This is a genomic window from Paenibacillus lactis (assembly GCF_017873605.1).
In the GTDB taxonomy this organism is placed as follows: domain Bacteria; phylum Bacillota; class Bacilli; order Paenibacillales; family Paenibacillaceae; genus Paenibacillus_AQ; species Paenibacillus_AQ lactis.
In genome coordinates this window covers 56,619-75,789 of the sequence record NZ_JAGGKI010000024.1, presented here as the reverse complement: position 1 = coordinate 75,789, position 19,171 = coordinate 56,619, and the positions used below count along the sequence as shown (strand labels likewise).

The following is a 19,171-nucleotide window of genomic DNA, read 5'->3' as shown; positions in this document are numbered from 1 at the left end:
CGGAGCAACTAACAAGTTCAGCAGCAGGCCCTGCTGCGCTACGCCTTCTCCCCTCCCCCACCACCAAGGTGGGGAGGAGGGCCACCTCGATTGCACCAGCCCAGCGGAGCGGACGAATCGATTCCGGAAAAGCGGCAGCGGGCGCCTTTGGGGCTGAATTTCTCCCGCACTCACTAATAATTCCAAGAAATTCAGCCACAACAGCGATTGGAGGAACGATACGTACGCGGAGCGGACCTTTTTCATCTATGCAACATCCAGCGATTAAGCAGCCATACGTACGCGGAGCGGACTTTAAGCTGCGATACGCACGCGGAGCAGACGCTTTAAGCATTAAAGCAATCCTCCCCACATTGCCCTACCCCTTGAATTCCCCCGGATTAACCCCCCAATACTTACGAAACACCTTGGTAAAATAACTGACATCCCGGTACCCGACCAGACGCGCGCAGTCGTACACCTTCGCCCCTTCCTGCAGCAGGGATTTGGCCCGCTCCATTTTGCGCTCGAGGACATAGGTCGAGAAGGCCACGCCCATCTCCTGCTTAAACAGGCGGCTCAAATACGAAGAGTTGACATACAGCCGGTCAGCCACCATATGCAGGGTGATATCCTGATCCATCTCGGCCTCCACCAGGTTCAAGATGTCCTTTACGACCTGGTGGCTGGTCGATTTTCGCTGCTCGCTCATGAACGCGGTGATATGCTTGACGGTTCGCTCCAGGAGCGACCAGGTTTGCATTTTGGTACTGAGCAGCTTGACGTTTTGGAAGAAGACGATATCGTCGCCCACCACCTTTTTGACCGTCCAGCCCTGCTTTTGGATGAGCCGGGTAAAGAAGCTGTTCATATAGAGGACTGCTTCATGGAAGTCGTCGGAGGATTCCGGCTTTGTAAATAGGTCGTCCCACAATTCCTTCAGGGCCTCCATCGCCTTCTCCACATCCGCCGTGTCCAGCGCGATTTCAAGCGACTTCTCCAGGTTCGGCTGTACGATGACCCCCTGCCCCTGACCGTCGTCCGGCCGCGGCTCCCGGTACGGGATGGCCAGGTCATGGCCGTACACCACCCGCTCCTGCAGCGCCCGGCAGGCCTGCGCATATAGCAGCCCCATATCATCAAGCTCGCCGGTGGCGGCGCTAATGCCGGCGCTTGCGGTCAGCTTAAGCACCTCCTTCGTCGAGGACAGAAGCCTCGATACCTCCGCGTTGATGCGCAGCATGGCGTCCTTCACGTCCTGCTGCGCGTCCACGACGAACACGAGCAGCAGCATATTGCTCGAGTCGGTGGTGATCCAGCAGGAAGGATCCGTAAGCAGCTCCTTGGCCAGGCACAGCATCGTGAACTGCAGCAGCTCCATATCGCCCGGCTTAAAGCGGGTCTCTTCTTCGGAAAGGGGATCGAGATCGACGACGGCAACGGCGATCCGGTCCTGCTCCCGCAGCGGAATGTAGAGCTCCCGGCTCCGTTTCAGGACATCCTCCTTCGTGTATTTCCCGCCGACCCATTGAATGAAGAACAGGTTTTGCAGATGCGGGAGGTTATCCTTCCACTTTTGTTCGAGGGCCGCCTTGCGCTGCCACTGCTCCAGGTCGCTGCGAAGGGAGCGTCTTGCCTCCAGCACCGCCTCCAAGATCTCCTCCTCGCCGGCAGGCTTCAGCAAATATTTGGACACCCCGTACTCCAGCGCAAGCTGAGCAAATTCGAAGTTATCGTGTCCGCTCAAAATAATCAGCTTGGTCAAGCTGCCAATCTCCCGCCGCTCCTTCAGCTCCCGGAGCAGCGTCAGCCCATCCATCTCGGGCATTTGCACATCGATCAGCATGATATCCGGCTTCTTCCTGCCGGTCAGCTCTAGCGCCTCCAGCCCGTTCGCGGCCAATCCAACGACTTCAATGTCATGCTTCTCCCAAGGGATATTATGCGCCAGCGCGTTGCGCAGCCTTGGCTCATCCTCTACGATGATAAGATTCATTGCTTATGTCCTCTCCTTTTCGGGCATTGCTCTCCCCAACATGTCATCCCTGCAGCGGTCCAATGGAATGGCGATCGTCGCGCTCGTACCCTCGCCTCGTACGCTCGCAACCGATAATTCCGCCTCCTTCCCGTAATACAGCTTCATCCGGCTCAGCACGTTGCGCAAACCGAATAAATCCTTCACATGCTCCTCATCCTGCGAGGAGGCGGGCACGCTGCGCATGCCCATCTTCTCCAACTCATGCTGGATGTAACGCAGACGATCCGGTTCGATCCCCGGACCATTATCATCCACCCGGATCATCACGGTCTGGCCCTTCTCAATCCAGCTGGAGACGACGACGCTTCCCCCCGATGTTTTGCCTTCCATGCCGTGAATAATCGCATTCTCCACCAGGGGCTGCAGCAGCAGCTTCAGGATCGGCACCTGCTTGCTGTCCTCGGAGATCCGGTATTCGACCGTAAAATTATCCATGAAGCGAAGCTGCTGAATCCGCAAATAGTAATGCAGATGCTCGATGCTTTCCTCCATGGTGAACACCTCGCGGCCCTTGTTGAGGCTTAGGCGGAAGAACTTCGACAGATTCATCACCATTTCGCTGATTTCGTCCGCGTCATAGTTTTTGGCCATCCAATAGATCGAGTCGAGCGTATTGTACAAAAAGTGCGGGTTGATCTGGGACTGCAAAAACTTGAGCTCGGTTGTCGTTAACCGCAGCTGCTGCTCGTAGTGATCCTCAATCAGATGCTTCTGAACCAGCGCCATTTTGTTGAAGGACTGTATCAGAAATCCGAACTCATCCTTCCGTTTCGTATCCACATGAATATTGAGCTCTCCGCTGCTAAGGCGCTTCATCCCCCGCGAAAGCTTCAGCACCGGGGAAGCGATGCCGCTGTAAACAACCCAGGAGATGATGATCGCAAGCAGGATGCTCAGCCCGATGATCGCCACGGTGAACAACCGCAGCTGGTCCGTCTCCTTGTACAGCTCGCTCTTCGGCTGCACCAAGGCGAGGCGCCAGTTGGAATATTCGGAATCGATCGTAACGGTCATGTCCTTCTCGGCGATATCCCGGCTTCGTGCTCTCCCGGTCTCCACCACGACTTCGCCTCGCTCATTCAGCAGAGAAATCCTGCTGTTCTCGGAAGGCAGCAGCGTTTTGATAATGTTGAGCAGCTTGCTTTTATTGAAGGATACGACGAGTAGATTCGACTTGCGCTCGCCGTTGTACAGATCCATCGCCCGGATGAGGGAGACGCTGTCGGAGTTGGTCATTTGGCCGAAGGTGACCCCCTCCGTCACCGGGAACTCGGACATGACGTAGGAAATCCCGGTCCCATTGCGTCTCGCCGCCTCCACGAGCCATTCCTGCTGCCGCTCGCCAGCCAGCTTTTTCCCTCCGTAATGCGTGCTGATAAACATGTTGGAGGCTTGGTGATATACCGCGATATGGGATACATACCGGTTCACGGATACCAAATAAGACAGCTGCTTCAGAATGTCGGAGAAATCGACGATGGACTGGGGCGAAAAGTCCATGCTGTTCTTGTTCAGCATTTCATTCATTGTCGGATCGGCGGCAATCAGTGTCGAAATTTCCTCCACGTTCTGCAGCGCCAGATCGAAATGATTCATCGCGGAGGACAGCGCCATTTCGGTCCGTTCCACCGCCTGCTCATACAGAATGTCCCTTGACCGTTCGATCGCAAAGAGGCTGATGATGACAAGCGGGAGCAATATCAGCAAAAAATAACCTGTCAGCCGGGCTTGAATATTTTGCGAGAACCGGTCCCGGATCCAGCGAATCATCGCGATCATCCGATTCGCCTCCTTTGACCGGGCCTGTTACTTTTGTTTCGCATACCACTCGTTCACTTCCTTCGTAATTTCATCTCCTCCTTGCTCTTTCCACTGCTTCACGTACTCGTCGAATGCGTCGAGCGGCTCCAAGCCCATGATGATCTTCGTGAACACGTCTTCCATCGTGCCCAGCTTCTTGCTGTATTTGCCCATGGCCGGCGTAGGTACCCCGTAGAAGGCACTTGGCATAATATTCGGGGTGATCCGCTGCAAATTGTCATAGAGATTGAAATCGCCGAGCGAATCCAGCCGTTCCTTGAACAGCAGCTCGTCAGGCACATCTACAAGCGATTGATAAATCCCCCTGTACAAATGCTCGTCATGCAGGGCAAAATCGGTCACAATCTTGCCATCCTGCCACCACCAGATTTCGTTCTCGAAGCCAAGCTTCAGCGTTTTGTAGTTTTCAGCAATGAAATCCAGAAGCTGAATAACTTCAGCCGCATGCTTTGATTCCGCCGGGATGACGTTATATCCGCGAATAATATCCTTGCCGTATACCCCTTTCTGACCTCCCGGCCCGATCGGATATTCTAGCGGAATCCATTCCGCGTTCGGATCCTTTTTCATATTGGCTGCGATCGGTCCCCGGGTATCGTACCATGTCGCCGAGAACAGACCGACCTGGCCGTCTTCGATTTTTTCGAACAAATTGTTTTGCAGATTGAGGGGGAACTCCCGGTCCAGAAGGTTCTCCCTGTACAGCTTGGCGAAAAATGCAAGTGCTTCCTTTGTTTCTGGCAGCGTACTGCCGTACACCAACTGTCCGTCTCGTTCGAACCAGGTATCATTCAGCTGCGTCCCGAACGCGCCGAAGAAGGGAGAGGACCTGCCGAGATCAGAAGTAAAGATGAGTCCGATCGTATCCTGAATGCCATTGCCGTCCGGATCGTCCTGGGCGAAGGCACGGATCACCTCGTAATATTCGTCCAGCGTCTCGGGCGGCTCTAGGCCGAGACGCTCGAGCCAATCCTTTCTGGCGTACATCAGCTCTACCCCTGTCACTTCGTTCAGGCTCGGAATCGCATAGATTTTGCCGCCGTATTTTACCCGTTCCCATACCTCGGCCGGAATTTTCTCCTTGAGATGGGGACCGTACTTGTCGATCAGCTCATCCAGCGGCATGAACGCCCCCTGCTTGACATAGTTGTCAAACCATACCGGCTCATAGGTGTGGAGCATATCCGGCAGATTGCCGGAGGACATAATGACATCGAGCTTTTCGTTGTACACTTCCGTCGGCGGGGTATTGACTTGGATATCCAGCCCGGTGTTCTGCTCGATGTAATTCAAATAGCGGTTGTCGTTCTCGTCCATCCCGGCCGGAAACGTCATGCCAAGATTGGAAATGACGATGTTGATCGTCTTCGCCTTCGGGTTTCCCGAAGGCTGCTCCTTTTTAGCTCCGCCCGTATCCATGCAGCCGGTGACGAGAAGGATCAGAACGACTAGTACAGGAAGCCACAGAACATTACCAGCAAACAGCCTTGGATCGTTATCCTTGCCGCGTTGAATCCCATTCTTACAAGCCTTGTTAATCGGCATAGGTTCTTGTCACTCCCTTCATCTCGTAAACTAATACTACTATATAACGATTTTTTTGTGAGTAAGATCGTTATTTTTTTGCAGCGGCCTTTTTCGTTTCTTTGGAAGGATGATCGTCGGACAAAAAACAGGCAACCCCAAGCTTATTGGTTAGCCTGATCTATGAAAAAGCCGTTCCTGACGATACGCAAGTCGTATCGTCAGGAACGGCAATCGAGGGTATCAAATAAAAACGTCCAACCTGAAAGAACCTGAAAACAAGCCAAATAGCCAGGACCGCCTTGATATTTGGACCCTGGCTATTTTTACAAGCCGTTCTAGAAGCTTACCGGCCCTTCTCCGACAGAACATCGAAAGTGAGCAAGCTTCCTTATTTTCTTTCGTCCTCGCTCCCGGGCTGCTCCAGCAGCGGGAGATGATCAGCGGACTGATCCTCGCCGACTTGAATCACCTCGAAAGTCTTGCCGCAGTGAGAGCAGAACTTGGCGTTAATAGGCGAGTTGTTCCCGCAGCTTCGGCATACTTTTTCATCCGTAAGATTCGCAATCTGCAGCTGATTTTGCTCGATTTCGAATTTCAGCTCTTGGATTTTGGCCACATAGCTTTGGATGCTCTCCCGGTCGGGGGGCCACTGTCCCGCTTCGGCAACCCCATATACGACCTTGCCGATTTCAAGAAGCTGCTCATTGATATCGCTCTTCTTGCCGCTGTTCTGCAGCTTTAATTTATTCACTTCGACTAAAATCTTCGCTTTGTTTCCGGCATCGGACACGCCGGCCTTGAATTTATCGAAAAAACTCAAGCGAACGATCCCCTCCTTTCACCAATATTCCATCCATTGTATTATAGCTTATCTCCGCTATGCCGTTTCATGAGCATCAAATTACAGGAACTCAAGTGGAGATGCGGTTAATATGTGATTTTTACAATCCCGTCGCGGGCACTGTAAGATACATTGGAACCAAGACCTCTGGCAAATACCTGAAGCGGAACATAAGTCACTCCATCGATAACTTTGGGAGCGACCGCTATGGATTCCGACTTGCCGTTATAGAATACGGTCCGGCTTCCGATGGTCAAAGTCACTTTATGGGTTCCCCGTTGGACGCCAATCGCTCCGGCTTCCTTGTTCCAGTTAACCTTGGCTCCCATTCCCTCGGCAATTTCACGAAGCGGCACCAAATTGGTATTATTATAAATCAGCGGATGGCTTCCGAATTTCACGAGACTCCCGTTAACGTATACCTTAATATCCGACTTTGCATAGGTTGGAGCCTTTGGTTTCGGTTGCGGTTTGGGTTGCGGCTTGGACGAAGCGCGCGTTGTCGACTTCGAGGAAGAAGACTTGCTGCCGGAGCTGCCTCCTCCGTTATGATAGTGGTATTCGCCATACGACAACCCCCAGCGCTCGCAATTCGTCCAGCAATGATGACCGCCGCTGGCGTCCGTTCTTCCAGGATGTGCGGAAGCAACCGTGCTGGACAACAGAATCAATGCTATCGTGGCATACCCAATTTTTTTCTTCAATTTAATGACCTCCTGGGATAATATTCCTCAACATTCTAGCATAATTCTATATAGAAGATTCATATAAAAGAATTATAATCATGAGTTTCGTTTCACCTTCCGGTTTGCGGTTTATCGTTACATATAACCGATCCCTTTGTGCCAAAATATTGCCGGAAAGGAATGAGGCCGATATGAGCAAAGAGAAACCTGAATACGACGGAAAATTTCCCGGCGTGGACCCGATTCCGGAACCGGACCGTCCGGATCAAGCAGCTACAGACAAACTGGACGATCTCGTCCTGGGCGTGCTCGAAAACGAAAACGAGGAAGATTTGGACTTGGAGCCTGAAACGAATCATTACGATAAACTCCGTGAGAAATAAGGCCGCGTCCTTACTTTCCGCCAGTCCCAATCCTATATCCTCCAATTATTAAAGATACAGGCAAAACTTCAATTGATCTGTAAAAGTGTTGAAATAAAAATAATCGTTCTCGTTTTGAGAACGATTATTTTTATGTTATGATTACTTATAGAAAGTTTGGGTCGAAAGGAGGGAATCCCCGTGGAACGTTTCTTGAAGTCGGCAAAAATGATTTGGATGCTTATTCTTGTGCTGATTACGGCATTTGCTCTCTACATTCCCGTTCAAGAGTATTACACCGATGAAACTGTGGATGAGAAGTATGTCTACAAGCACAGCATGCATCCTAAAGCCGCTGCTCTGAAACATTCGCAAATTCTCTCCAAGCTTAAGGCCGCTGGCAGCTCCATGCCGGTGTTCTTAATGATATCGGCCGCCCTGATGCAGCGTATCCCCAAAATCCGTCTGCCTTATCGGCCGATTATACCGCGTCGGCTCAGACTTATGGTTCTATTCCCCATTAAGTATACATCGATTTACGTTAGCCAACCTTCCCGATTCGCTGTCTAACACGGACCGCGTTCCTTTTAAACATGCCATAATCCCAATAAATATAAAGCAAAATCAGCCTATTGTTTAAAATTCAACAATCCCTAGGTTTATTTCATGCTGCGCATAAAAACTTGCTATTGTTCATATCTAGTCGTTTTTTATTTCCTACAGCAAAATGAATGTATAAAAATTATCGGAATGTTTTTTTCAGGAGGATGTTAGCCTATGCATGTTCGTGAAACAGATTTACCCGGAATCGGTAAAAAATTCGTCATTGATACGCGTGGAGGAGATAAGCTGGTCATCATTATTCACGATGACGGCCGCCGCGAAATGTACCATTACGAATATGACGATCCGGAGGAAAGCATCTCCATGATTTCATTGGATGATGACGAGGCCCGCCAAATTGCTGCCATCGTAGGCGGTCTTACCTATAAACCGAAGGCGCTGGAGACGATTGACATGGCGCTCGATGAGCTGATTATCGAGTGGTACCGCATCGAGCCCCATTATTATGGTGCAGGCAAATCGATCGGCGATCTTGGCGTCCGTCAACACTCCGGTGCTACGGTCATTGCAGCAGTCGATAAAAACAGCAAACAAATCAATCCCGGCCCTGACGTGATCATTACCCCCGATTCAACCCTTGTTGTCGTGGGTGAGCGTCAGCAGCAGCGGTTATTTAAGCAAATCTTGATGAACGGACGTGGTTGATGAATGGATCATATGGTTTTAGAAGTCGGACTGGCGATCGCCCTGATTGCCCTTGCGGGGCTGTTATCCGCTAAACTCCGGTTTTCCGTCGTCCCCTTCTATATTTTGGTGGGGATGGCGGTAGGACCGCATGCGTTTCACTGGGGCAACTTGGATTTTCGCTTTATCGAGAGCGCCGAGCTCATTGAATTCATGGGCCGAATCGGCGTGCTGTTTCTATTGTTCTACCTCGGCCTGGAATTTTCCGTCGGCCGTCTCATTAAATCCGGCAAATCGATCGTAATCGGCGGCAGCATTTATATTGCCATCAACTTTACGCTCGGGCTCATGATCGGGATATTCTCCGGCTTTCCAGTCGCCGAGACGCTCATCGTTGCAGGGATTACCACGATATCCTCCAGCGCAATCGTCGCCAAGGTACTGGTGGACCTGAGAAGAACCGCAAATCCCGAGACGGAAATGATTCTTGGCATCATTATGTTCGAGGACGTGTTCCTCGCCGTCTATATTTCGATTCTGTCCGGTCTTGTTCTAAGCGGCTCTTCCTCGCTCGGAGGCGTGCTGCTGTCAGCCGTCATTGCACTTGGCTTTATGCTGCTCGTCATCATTGTCGGCAGAAAAGCCGTTCCTCTGCTGAATAAGGTCCTTAATATCAGGTCGAATGAATTGTTTGCCCTGGTTATATTTGCAGCATTATTTCTGCTTGCAGGCTTTGCCGAGACCATTCACGTGGCGGAAGCCATCGGTGCGCTGCTCGTCGGGCTTGTCCTGGCGGAAACGGAGCATCGCGAACGGATTGAGCATTTAATTCTGCCGTTCCGGGATTTCTTCGGTGCGTTATTCTTCTTTAGTTTCGGTTTAACGATTGTACCTTCCGAGCTTGGCGGAGCCGTATGGCTGTCATTGATCGCCGTTGTCATCACCCTGCTCGGCAACTTCATCGCGGGCATGCTTGCAGGCCGCAGCGCAGGATTATCAACCAAAGCATCCTCGAATATCGGCCTGACCATCGTATCCCGCGGAGAATTCTCGATTATTCTCGCCAATATGGGAAAAGCCGGCGGTCTTGCGGCCTTTATACAGCCATTCGCCGCATTATACGTGCTGATCCTGGCGATTCTCGGGCCATTGCTGACGAAAGAATCCAAGCATGTGTATAACTTCCTGAATAAGATTTTTAAATTTAAAGACTACAAGGAGAAGAAACCGGTTAAACCGAAGCTAAAGGATGAAAGTGCCAGCGGATAAAGGAGGGGTTACTTCCTATGGTTCAAGTCCCGAACAGGGCCATGAACAAAGTGCAGGGCGCAATCAAAAAGGAGGGCACGGGAAGGCGGCTGGCCATGGCGATCATCGGCGGGCTGATCGCCGCCTTCGGCCTGGATCTGTTTCTTGTGCCAAGCGGCATCATTGCAGGCGGCGTATCGGGAATATCTGCGCTTGCGGCGCATCTGACGGGGCTTCATACCGGCATGTTCCTGTTTACGCTGAACTTGCCCCTGCTGCTGCTTGTTTACCGTCAGCCTGACCGGGAGCGGGCACTGATCGCTACGGCCGGCCTGCTGACGTTTTCCATCTGTTCGATACTGTTCTTTCCCATTCCGTCGCTGGTCGACAGCAAGATCGGCAGCGCCGGCATCGGCGGCATTTTCCTCGGGCTGGGCATCGGCATCGGCCTTCGATACGGTGTCGTGCTGGATACGCTGCAGATGCCCAAACTGCCCCAGCAGCTGTCGTATCTGCTTGCCCATCTGAAGCTGCCCTATATTCAGATCCTGGCTAACCTCCTGGTGTTAACGCTGGCGGGGATGCTTCTAGGCTGGGAGCGGGCGATGTATTCCGCAGTCGCCTGCCTCTTGGCGCTGGAAACCGGGCGGCTAACAACGTCCCGTCTTCCCTTGAAGCGGGAAATTCGTATCCGATGCACCAGCTCGGCGGAGATTGCGCAGGGCATCAAAGCCATGATGGGATATGACCCGAGAACCTCGGTCTTAGGCGAAGATGTGGAGGAGAACCGCTTACCTGTTCCCCGTCAAGCCGAAGAGCTTGTTTATTGGGTTCACGTACTGGAGATGCCCCGATTTAAATCGATCGTATGGGGCCTCGATCCCCGTGCGGAAATTACGATTCGGCATGGATGAGATTCCATCTTTCCAGTCAAAGAGGCTGTCCGAAAGGTCCATAGACCCCGGGGCAGCCTCTTTGGTATGCTGCTGAACGCGAACAGACCTATTTACAACCTTCACCGATACAAATAGGCACTAAAAAAGATGATTCCTGTACGATACAGGGATCATCTTTTATCCATTTCCATCCTTATTCTTGGATATTTTCAATGTGTGTGCCGAAAGTCCGCCTATTTGCGAAATTGCTGGATCAGAAACAGAATCAAGGATCCAACGACGCTGATCACCAGGCATGTAACGATCGGAAAATAAATTTTGACATTCGGCTTATCCACGACGATATCGCCAGGCAGCCGCCCGAAAAAGCGGCCGATTACCGGCCACAGCAGCCCGATGACGATCAAGGCGCCGCCAATCCAAAGCAGTGTCCGGGTCACCGGATGCATCTTCCATCACCTCATTCATCCTACCTGCAAGCGTAAGCTTCGGTTTCCTTGTATCATAAAGGATTTGACGGATAAGATGCAAGGGTGCCCTCTACGTATGCCGAATTGGACAACGGCCATGTGCACTTAACCCCGTCTTTTCTCTCCCTTTAGCCCTTCACCGCCCCCGCCGTCATGCCGTCGATGAAGTATTTTTGGAAAGCAATAAACAGAATAAAAATCGGGATGATGGAAAAAAAGGAGCCTACGATCAGCAGGTCATAATTGTTGCCATATGGGGTCAGCAGCGTCTTCAAGCCGATTGGCAGCGTATATTTATTCGCATCGCTGAGCACCATGAACGGCCACAGGAAGTTATTCCAGCTGTTCATCCCGTTCAGGATCGCCATTGCTGCGAAGGAAGGCTTCATGACGGGGAGAATAAGCCGCATATAGATGCCGTACTCCGAAGCGCCGTCGACTCGGCCTGCGGCAATGATCTCTTTCGGGACGCCGCGCAAGTACTGCCTGAAGAAGAAAATGGTGGCCGCACTGGCGATGCCGGGCAGCACGATAGCCGAATAAGAATTCATGAGGCCGATGTTATACGTCAGCGTGTACAGAGGGAGCAGCAAAATTTCAAACGGCACCATCATGATCAGAAGCACGCAAACGAACAGCAGGTTTTTCCCAACGAAATCATATGCGGCAAATCCATAGGCAACCGTCGCGCTGACAATCAAAGTTAACGCTACCTGAACCACCGTCAACAGCAGCGAGTTGAAAAACCACATAAAATAGGAATGGTCGCCGGTAAAGAGATAGGCAAAATTATCGAAGTTCATTACAGACAGATCGAATTTCAGATTCAGCCCATAACGGATCAAATCCTCGCCAGGCTTGAAGGATGCAATCGTCACCGCATAAAAGGGCACCAGAATCAGGAAGCAAAGAACCGCGAAGAGAAGAAAGAGCAGTACCTTGATCACCGTTTCCCGTCTCATGGTCAATCCTCCTTCTTGAACATGCCCGACAGCTTGAGCTGCGTCAGATTAATGATCATCGTAATGGCAAGAAGCACGATCCCGACGGCGGCGGCATATCCCAGATTGTTCTTCTCGATTCCTTGGCGGTACAAGTAGCCGACGATGGTGAGGCCGATATTTTTAGGGGAATTGTTGCCGTTCCACAGCATCATGCTCTCGATGAACATGGCCAGGCCCGCATAAATGCTGATCGTCAGCACGTAAATCGTTGTCGGCTTCAGCAAGGGCATGGTGATTTTCGTGAATTTCTGAAAGGATGACGCGCCGTCGATCGAGGCCGCCTCGTAATATTCATCCGGAATGTTCTTCAAGCCCGACAAAAAATACAGCATATTGACTCCGGTCCACCGCCAGGTAGCCAAGGCCAGCAATGCGATAAAGCCGGTCACCTGACCTTTCAAAAATTTGACGGGGTCGATGCCGAACCAGCCTAATATGCTGTTGATCAGCGAGCCTTCCATCTCGCCGAACATTAACCGGAAGATCGTGCCGGCTACGACAACGGAGGTCAGCGCAGGGAAAAAGAAGGACGACTTGAAAAACTCCCTTCCCCACATCAGCTTGCTGTTGATCAGCACCGCAAAAAGCATCGGAAACGGAATGAGGATAAGCAGCGTAAGCACCATATAGATCGCACTGTTCGTCACCGCCTTCAGAAACACGCCGTCTCCCGCCAGCTTCTCGTAGTTGTCAAGGCCGATCCATGACGCCTCTTGGCCCAGCTGAATCTTCTGGAAGCTCATGCCGAGCGAGCTCCCGAGGGGGTATACCCAGAACACGAGAAAGACGAGGATAAACGGCAGGACGAAAACATAAGGAGCCACCTTCTGGGAGTATAGAAATTTTTTAATCATCGGACCCTACTCCTTTTGAAGAGAGCCGCCCCTGTCATAGGGGCAGCCCTTTTTCGATTGAATGCATATCCATCAAGGCAAGGCTATTTCAATTCCTGCTCGATTTGCTTCTGCGCGTCGTTCAAAGCTTCGGCGATATCCTTCCCGTCCTCGAATATTTCATTGAAGGTCGTTGTACAAAGGACGTTGTTGATCGTGGGCGATGCGGAGGTTGACTTAATCAGACGGATTTCATCCTTGAGTTCATTGAGCACGTCAAACGGATTGTTGACGAAATACTTCACGAACTGGTTCTCGGGATTATGGGTCACATCCTTCATCTCCCAGACATCCATATTGACCGGATCGAACCCGAGCGTGTTCCAAATTTCCTTGTTGGCATCCAGCGACAGTTTGGCAAAAGCAAGGAAATCCTTCGCCAGCTTAACGTCCTTGGCGGTCTTCGTGACGACGGTACCGGTTCCTCCGCCTCCGACGGACCTCGGCATGCCCTCCTCCATAACAGGGATGGGAGCGATCGCAATTTTTCCCGACAGGTCAGGCATGTAGTTGGTGTATCTGGACATCTGCCACAGCGGCATAAAGGCTGTCGCATAGTTGCCGGCATTGAATTCGCCGTAGGCCTCCTCCGTATCCGGCTGCCCGCCGGCAATCGTAGCGATGACGTTGTTGTCCTGCAAATCCTTCAGCAGCGTCATCGCCTTCACCATTTCCTCCGAATTTACGATCGGATTGCCCGATTCATCGGTCAGGTCGGCACCCTGCTGCGCAAGCAGCATCGAAGCCTGCCAAGCAGCGCTCGTATCGGCGGTTCCCATATATTTTCCGGTTTTTTCATACACTTGGATTCCCGCCTGCTTGAAATCTTCCCAGGTGACGATATCCTCGTAATTCACGCCGGCTTCCTTCAATATTTCGGTGTTGTAAAACGCTACGGAAGCGCCGACATGCGTCGGTGCGCCATAGTTGACGCCATCCTTGCTGTAAAGGTCGATTCGGGACTGGACGAGGGTGTCTCGGTATGGATCAATAACATCGTTCAGCGGTTCAAGCTGCGGCGTGCCTGCCAGAAAGTCCGGAAACTTGCCAAGCTCGATATCGGCAATATCCGGCGCGCCGGTGCCGGACTGAACGGCAATCGATAATTTGTTATGCATATCGTCATACGGCATGACGGTAACGTTCAGCTTGATCTGCCTGTCCGGATTCTCCGCATTCCATTTACCAAGCATCTTCTCGAAATGCTGTCCATGGAGCTCCACGAACGTCCAATAGGACAGCTCCGTCGCGTTCTCGCCGGCTCCTCCGTCCAGAACCGAGGATTCGCCGCCGGTACCGCCGGACTTACCGCAGCCCCACAGAAACAGCGCCATCGATATGACGAGACTTACAATCGCCCATTTCTTTGTCATCATCAAGACCCTCCCCGAAATATTCATTCACTTCGATACCAACCGTCACTTCTAAACAGAATTACATCTGATCCTTCAGACTCTCGCCTCGGAAGTGAAGCGCTTACACTTTGTGCAGTGGAATAAAAGTTGGGAGTGAGAGCAGCGCGCAGTGGATGCGCAGCTGCTCTATTGGTATTTATGTTGTTAGGCCTTTTTCAAACGGATGACATTCCAGGATGCCTTGGCAAGCCTTGCCGTCACAATTCCGCTATCAAGCTTGGCTTCACCGCGGCTATGAGGCTTTACCTTCTCTTCTGCGGCGGTATTCACCGCTTTCAGATCATCGTGCTCCAGCACGATATGCTCGACAAGACGGTAGCCCTCGAAGCTGCGGACGTCGCAGGACAGCTCCAGCGCTTCTTCAAGATGGCGGTTGACGGCAAAGATCGTGATTTCCTCATCCTCTTCGTTATGCACGACGGCGCTGTCCAAATACGGCACGTCCGTGAAATCCTTGGAGTCGTATACCGGCGAATCCACGATCGGAAGCAGCGATACGCCGCGGCCGTATTTCGAAGCATGAAGATACGGATAGAAGATCGTCTGCTTCCAGGCGCGTCCTCCGTTTTCCGTCATGATCGGCGCAATTACGTTCACGAGCTGTGCCAGACATGCCATCTTGAGCCGGTCCGCATGGCGCAGGAATGTGATCAGCATGCTTCCGACCAGCAGGGCGTCCTCGAAGTTGTAGACGTCCTCCAGCTGGGGCGGAGCTACAGTCCAAGGCTCGATTTTTCGATCCGCATCATTGGAATGATACCAGACGTTCCATTCGTCAAAGCTGAGATACATCGTTTTCTTGCTGCGCTTCTTAGCTTTGATATAGTCGCAGGTGGACTTCACGGTATGGATAAAATGATCCATATCAAGGGTTAGCGCGAGATAGTTGGCGGTGTCGTTATCACGGTTGCCATAGTACTGATGCAGCGATATGTAGTCGACGGCCTCATACGTATGGTCGAGCGTAACGGCTTCCCACTCAGGGAACGTCGGCATCGAGGAACTGGAGCTTCCGCAAGCAACCAGCTCGATATCCGGATCCACAAGACGCATGGCCCTCGCGGTTTCGACAGCCAGCCTGCCGTATTCAGCGGAAGTTTTATGACCAATCTGCCACGGACCATCCATTTCGTTGCCGAGACACCAGGTCTTGATTTTGTGCGGCTGCTCGTAGCCGTGACTGCGGCGCAGATCGCTCCAGTAGGTGCCTCCCGGGTGGTTCGTGTACTCCAGCAGATTTCTGGCGGCATCGATCCCCCGTGTGCCCAGGTTAACGGCCATCATCACATCGGAGCCAGCCTCCTTGGCCCAGGTAATAAACTCGTTCGTGCCGACCTCATTAGGCTCCAGAGTTCTCCAGGCAAGCTCAAGCCGTTTGGGACGCTCGGCTACCGGACCAACGCCATCCTCCCAGTTATAGCCGGATACAAAATTTCCGCCCGGATAACGAATGATCGGAACATTCAGCTCCTGGATCAAGGCTTTCACATCGTTCCGAAACCCGCCTGCATCTGCTGTCTCATGCCCGGGTTCGTAAATGCCCCCATACACGGCCCGGCCAAGATGCTCGATAAAGGATCCGTAAATCCGGTTATCGACTTGGGCGATGCGAAATGATTTATCCACGATCATGCGTGCTTTCATCTTCTCAGCTGTCAAATCGTTCACCTTCCATTTAATTAAATTATAAAACAATTCAAATGATCTTGAATGAATCCGTTTTCAGTTATAAAATAGCATATGACAATTTGGATGTAAATAATAAAATATAAAATAATTTATATTTATTTGAATTAAATTCGGATTCATGGCTATTTCGCATATTTCCATGGATTTTCTTCGAAATTTCTGCGATTTTGATTTAGATAAATATTAAGAAATGGGTTGTTTTCGACTTTTTTATTGAATGACCGCAGCCGTTTTGACATGAAAAACTGGCATCTTTATTTCCTCGACATATTGATTTATAATTATTTGAAATAAACAGAAGGGAAGTCTATGTATTGGTCCTATCACCTAACTGGAAAGGTTTTGAATACCATGATCTATATTAAGGATTTAATGAGCGGGCTGGATATTTTCAAAGCGCTCAGCTCCGATATTCGCATCCAGATTCTTGAGCTGCTCGCCAAGAATCAAAGCCTCAATTTGAACGATTTGGCGAACCGGCTGAACTTAAGCAACGGTGCCATCACCATGCACATCAAGAAGCTGGAGGAAAGCGGGCTGATTGAAATCCACACCACCGGAGGCAAACACGGCATTCAGAAGATCTGCTACCTGAACAAGGATAAGCTGATGGTGGATTTGCGCAGCAAGGATGTCGAGAATTTGTATGAGGTCGAGATTCGGGTCGGGCATTACAGCGATTATCAGGCCATTCCTACCTGCGGTCTGGCTACCAAGGACAGCATCATCGGGGATTTCGACGACCCGCGTTACTTCGCCGATCCGCAGCGGATCGATGCTGAAATTATCTGGCTGACAGAAGGATTTCTGGAGTACCGCATTCCGAACTATTTAAAGCCTAACCAGGCATTTCGCGAAATCCAGTTCTCGTTGGAGCTTGGCTCCGAAGCGCCGGGATATTGCGACAATTATCCGTCGGACATTTTTTTCTACATCAACGGAGTGGAGCTTGGCAGCTGGACCAGCCCCGGCGATTTCGGAGACACCCGCGGTACCTTCAATCCGGAATGGTGGCCTCCTCATCTGAATCAATACGGCATGCTAAAGCTGATCCGGATCAATCAGGATGGCAGCTTCATTGATGGCTGCCGCATTTCGGACGTCAGCCTGGACCAGATCCAGCTCAATTACAAAAGCGACATTACGTTCCGGATTGCGGTAAACGAGCGCTCCGTCAACAAGCGGGGACTTACGATTTACGGCAAGCACTTCGGCAATTACAGCCAGGATCTGCTGGCGCGCGTGCTCTACGATGTGAAGGAAGAATAGAGCGTGGATCAATTTCGAGGATCGGTTACGGCACGATCTAACAGGTATGGGGCTAAAGAGCGTGACATCTTCTCTTCTCCGGCATCTGATTTACTGGGTTTACTAAGCCTGGTCAATGCTACATGTAATCAGAACGGCCATGCTGAGAAGACTTTTCGATTGATGGATCTCATTGAATGAACAAAAGAACTGTCCCCGGTAGACCTTCTACATAGGGGACAGTTCTTTTGGTTTTATGGACATTTCAAATTTTCGGCTTTCAGGCGAAACCGCGTGAAATTTTTGTTCATGCGGAATCTTTACTGGGCCCTTGCTTCATTCAATATCCTTAACAGTGTGCAGCGATTTCGCAGTGTGTGGGCTTCCCGAAGACTTGATTCCAGCAGAGCTTGGTCAACGCCGAGCTCGCTGATGCTGGATGGGCCTCCGGCCTGCTTCAACAGACGGGCAATTTCCTCTTTGGCCGGCACCTGATCCAGCCACTCCCGTGCCCGATCCCGCAGCGCGCTCCATTCCTTCGGCTCTGCGCCTGGAAAGATTCCCTTGTCGACCGCATCATGATACAGCTGGGATATCTCGCCGCAGGCGACTCCCACCTTGGCTCCATGCAGCAGCGCACGACGGCCGAGGCGCAAGTATTCCATTTCCCAGTAATGCGACAAGTGATGCTCTGCGCCTGAGGCCGGATGGGACTGTCCGAACAGCAGCATGGCGATGCCGGACTCGATCAGCGCCGTCATTAAGATCCGGATCCCTTCTTCAGACCGCTCGCCGATCGCCCCCACATGTCTGACACAGGCTTCAAGCGCGCGCTCTGTAATCATGGCCACTTGATCATTATACGGCTCGTCTCCGGCCAGCGCCGAAAATTTCCAATCGAACAGCGACGTATATTTGCCGAGCATATCGCCAAAGCCCGCCGCAACGAGCGGCTGCGGCGCGCTCGAAAGGATGTCCAGATCCGCGAAGATGGCGATCGGAGCCGCAGCCGGGAAGGTTTGTTTTACGCCGCGCACAATGACAGGGGCTCCGAGCGAAGTGAATCCGTCCACGGAAGGGGCCGTAGGTACGGAAACGAACGGCTTGCCGGTCCGGTGGCTCACGAATCGGGTAATGTCATGAATCGTGCCTGAACCGGCTGCGATCAGGCTGCCCGTGCGCGCCGGCTCCGCTTCAATGAACAGCTGCATGATCGACTGCTCGTCCGCGACCACATCCCCCTGTTTATCCGGCTTCAGGAGGCATAGCCTGGCCTCCAGTCCCTCTGCCGCAAACTGCTCCTCCAAAATTTTGCCGCAAGCCTCATACGTATTCGCATCAACGACAATGATGGAGGGTCCGAGGCCGTTTTCCTTAACGTAACGGGACACTTGCAGTACGGCACCCGCCTCAAGCACCATATGCGAAAGTCCGTCAAAGCCGGGATTCCGTTTCTTCATCTCGCTGACCAGGCTCTTGGCATAGCTTAAATGATCCGTCATTGCAGCTTCTCCCCTCTCCATTCCGGTATATCTGCAATATCTCTTTTTGTCTATGATCAGTTGAACAAATGAATGGATGTCAGAGCGAGTACGTAAGATGCTTCAGTCACTGTTGGTTCCAGATTTCTTGAGTGTATAGAACCTATCACAGTAGAAATCTGAAACCAAGTGCGACCTCAAGTGTATGCTTCCGATGTAACTTTCCTTCAGAAAGCTTTCGACTTTTTCGAAAATCTTTTACTCCCTTGCCTGCATCATATTCGCAAATTCAACTTATCTACATCCGTTATGTTACAAGGATTGT

At 51.6% G+C, this 19,171-nt stretch carries 18 protein-coding genes; 6 read left to right on the top strand and 12 right to left on the bottom strand.

Annotation, left to right across the window (positions count from 1 at the left end):
* The 6 genes from J2Z18_RS27205 to J2Z18_RS27180 form a co-directional block, all read right to left on the bottom strand.
* The coding region (locus J2Z18_RS27205) for a hypothetical protein (RefSeq protein WP_210095612.1) at positions 1-246 on the bottom strand (246 nt) is incomplete at its 3' end.
* Positions 247-358: 112 nt separating this feature from the next.
* Positions 359-1,975, bottom strand: a complete 1,617-nt coding sequence (locus J2Z18_RS27200; protein WP_210095611.1) for a response regulator transcription factor — start codon at positions 1,973-1,975, stop codon at positions 359-361.
* 3 nt (positions 1,976-1,978) lie between these two features.
* Complete coding sequence (locus J2Z18_RS27195) at positions 1,979-3,796, bottom strand: sensor histidine kinase (protein WP_028407089.1); 1,818 nt, start codon at positions 3,794-3,796, stop codon at positions 1,979-1,981.
* Positions 3,797-3,823: 27 nt separating this feature from the next.
* Positions 3,824-5,383: an extracellular solute-binding protein gene (locus J2Z18_RS27190; protein ID WP_210095610.1), complete on the bottom strand. Its 1,560-nt coding sequence runs from the start codon at positions 5,381-5,383 to the stop codon at positions 3,824-3,826.
* 370 nt (positions 5,384-5,753) lie between these two features.
* Complete coding sequence (locus J2Z18_RS27185) at positions 5,754-6,185, bottom strand: zinc ribbon domain-containing protein (protein ID WP_007129307.1); 432 nt, start codon at positions 6,183-6,185, stop codon at positions 5,754-5,756.
* A gap of 107 nt (positions 6,186-6,292) precedes the next feature.
* On the bottom strand, positions 6,293-6,910 hold the full coding sequence (locus tag J2Z18_RS27180) for a copper amine oxidase N-terminal domain-containing protein (protein ID WP_007129306.1): 618 nt from the start codon (positions 6,908-6,910) through the stop codon (positions 6,293-6,295).
* Between the two features lie 173 nt (positions 6,911-7,083).
* Here J2Z18_RS27180 and J2Z18_RS27175 point away from each other — a divergent pair, with 173 nt between their 5' ends.
* The 5 genes from J2Z18_RS27175 (at position 7,084) to J2Z18_RS27155 (ending at position 10,664) form a co-directional block, all read left to right on the top strand.
* Positions 7,084-7,275, top strand: coding sequence for a hypothetical protein (locus J2Z18_RS27175; RefSeq protein ID WP_210095609.1), 192 nt, complete (start codon positions 7,084-7,086; stop codon positions 7,273-7,275).
* 180 nt (positions 7,276-7,455) lie between these two features.
* Complete coding sequence (locus J2Z18_RS27170; protein WP_007129304.1) at positions 7,456-7,824, top strand: hypothetical protein; 369 nt, start codon at positions 7,456-7,458, stop codon at positions 7,822-7,824.
* A 207-nt stretch (positions 7,825-8,031) separates the two neighbouring features.
* On the top strand, positions 8,032-8,523 hold the full coding sequence (locus tag J2Z18_RS27165; RefSeq protein ID WP_007129303.1) for a cation:proton antiporter regulatory subunit: 492 nt from the start codon (positions 8,032-8,034) through the stop codon (positions 8,521-8,523).
* 3 nt (positions 8,524-8,526) lie between these two features.
* Entirely contained in the window at positions 8,527-9,771 is a 1,245-nt protein-coding gene (locus J2Z18_RS27160) for a cation:proton antiporter (protein WP_007129302.1), read from the top strand.
* Between the two features lie 17 nt (positions 9,772-9,788).
* Positions 9,789-10,664 carry a YitT family protein gene (locus J2Z18_RS27155; RefSeq protein ID WP_210095608.1) on the top strand — a complete coding sequence of 292 codons (876 nt, stop codon included), beginning with the start codon at positions 9,789-9,791 and terminating at the stop codon, positions 10,662-10,664.
* 215 nt (positions 10,665-10,879) lie between these two features.
* On the opposite strand, the gene J2Z18_RS27150 is transcribed toward J2Z18_RS27155, so the two are convergent.
* The 5 genes from J2Z18_RS27150 to arfA form a co-directional block, all read right to left on the bottom strand.
* Positions 10,880-11,095: a DUF2905 domain-containing protein gene (locus tag J2Z18_RS27150; RefSeq protein ID WP_007129300.1), complete on the bottom strand. Its 216-nt coding sequence runs from the start codon at positions 11,093-11,095 to the stop codon at positions 10,880-10,882.
* Positions 11,096-11,244: 149 nt separating this feature from the next.
* Positions 11,245-12,078, bottom strand: a complete 834-nt coding sequence (locus J2Z18_RS27145) for a carbohydrate ABC transporter permease (RefSeq protein ID WP_007129299.1) — start codon at positions 12,076-12,078, stop codon at positions 11,245-11,247.
* A gap of 2 nt (positions 12,079-12,080) precedes the next feature.
* Positions 12,081-12,974: a carbohydrate ABC transporter permease gene (locus tag J2Z18_RS27140; protein ID WP_007129298.1), complete on the bottom strand. Its 894-nt coding sequence runs from the start codon at positions 12,972-12,974 to the stop codon at positions 12,081-12,083.
* Positions 12,975-13,057: 83 nt separating this feature from the next.
* The gene (locus J2Z18_RS27135) at positions 13,058-14,386 is read right to left on the bottom strand and encodes an ABC transporter substrate-binding protein (protein WP_210095615.1); all 1,329 of its coding nucleotides are present in this window, start codon (positions 14,384-14,386) and stop codon (positions 13,058-13,060) included.
* A 186-nt stretch (positions 14,387-14,572) separates the two neighbouring features.
* Positions 14,573-16,072 carry an arabinosylfuranosidase ArfA gene (gene arfA / locus J2Z18_RS27130; RefSeq protein ID WP_210095614.1) on the bottom strand — a complete coding sequence of 500 codons (1,500 nt, stop codon included), beginning with the start codon at positions 16,070-16,072 and terminating at the stop codon, positions 14,573-14,575.
* Positions 16,073-16,468: 396 nt separating this feature from the next.
* Between arfA and J2Z18_RS27125 the strand changes: the two genes are divergently transcribed.
* Positions 16,469-17,386 carry an ArsR/SmtB family transcription factor gene (locus J2Z18_RS27125; RefSeq protein WP_028405031.1) on the top strand — a complete coding sequence of 306 codons (918 nt, stop codon included), beginning with the start codon at positions 16,469-16,471 and terminating at the stop codon, positions 17,384-17,386.
* Positions 17,387-17,685: 299 nt separating this feature from the next.
* Here the strand turns inward: J2Z18_RS27125 and J2Z18_RS27120 are convergent, their stop codons facing one another.
* On the bottom strand, positions 17,686-18,867 hold the full coding sequence (locus J2Z18_RS27120) for a sn-glycerol-1-phosphate dehydrogenase (protein ID WP_210095607.1): 1,182 nt from the start codon (positions 18,865-18,867) through the stop codon (positions 17,686-17,688).
* Positions 18,868-19,171: the final 304 nt, after the last annotated feature.

Bases quoted from the DNA above. Each gene is read 5' to 3' on its own strand.
- J2Z18_RS27200 (WP_210095611.1), bottom strand. From the start codon at position 1,975: ATGAATCTTATCATCGTAGAGGATGAGCCAAGGCTGCGCAACGCGCTG.
- J2Z18_RS27195 (WP_028407089.1), bottom strand. From the start codon at position 3,796: ATGATCGCGATGATTCGCTGGATCCGGGACCGGTTCTCGCAAAATATT.
- J2Z18_RS27190 (WP_210095610.1), bottom strand. From the start codon at position 5,383: ATGCCGATTAACAAGGCTTGTAAGAATGGGATTCAACGCGGCAAGGAT.
- J2Z18_RS27175 (WP_210095609.1), top strand. From the start codon at position 7,084: ATGAGCAAAGAGAAACCTGAATACGACGGAAAATTTCCCGGCGTGGAC.
- J2Z18_RS27165 (WP_007129303.1), top strand. From the start codon at position 8,032: ATGCATGTTCGTGAAACAGATTTACCCGGAATCGGTAAAAAATTCGTC.
- J2Z18_RS27160 (WP_007129302.1), top strand. From the start codon at position 8,527: ATGGATCATATGGTTTTAGAAGTCGGACTGGCGATCGCCCTGATTGCC.
- J2Z18_RS27155 (WP_210095608.1), top strand. From the start codon at position 9,789: ATGGTTCAAGTCCCGAACAGGGCCATGAACAAAGTGCAGGGCGCAATC.
- J2Z18_RS27150 (WP_007129300.1), bottom strand. From the start codon at position 11,095: ATGCATCCGGTGACCCGGACACTGCTTTGGATTGGCGGCGCCTTGATC.
- J2Z18_RS27145 (WP_007129299.1), bottom strand. From the start codon at position 12,078: ATGAGACGGGAAACGGTGATCAAGGTACTGCTCTTTCTTCTCTTCGCG.
- J2Z18_RS27140 (WP_007129298.1), bottom strand. From the start codon at position 12,974: ATGATTAAAAAATTTCTATACTCCCAGAAGGTGGCTCCTTATGTTTTC.
- J2Z18_RS27135 (WP_210095615.1), bottom strand. From the start codon at position 14,386: ATGACAAAGAAATGGGCGATTGTAAGTCTCGTCATATCGATGGCGCTG.
- arfA (WP_210095614.1), bottom strand. From the start codon at position 16,072: ATGAAAGCACGCATGATCGTGGATAAATCATTTCGCATCGCCCAAGTC.
- J2Z18_RS27125 (WP_028405031.1), top strand. From the start codon at position 16,469: ATGATCTATATTAAGGATTTAATGAGCGGGCTGGATATTTTCAAAGCG.
- J2Z18_RS27120 (WP_210095607.1), bottom strand. From the start codon at position 18,867: ATGACGGATCATTTAAGCTATGCCAAGAGCCTGGTCAGCGAGATGAAG.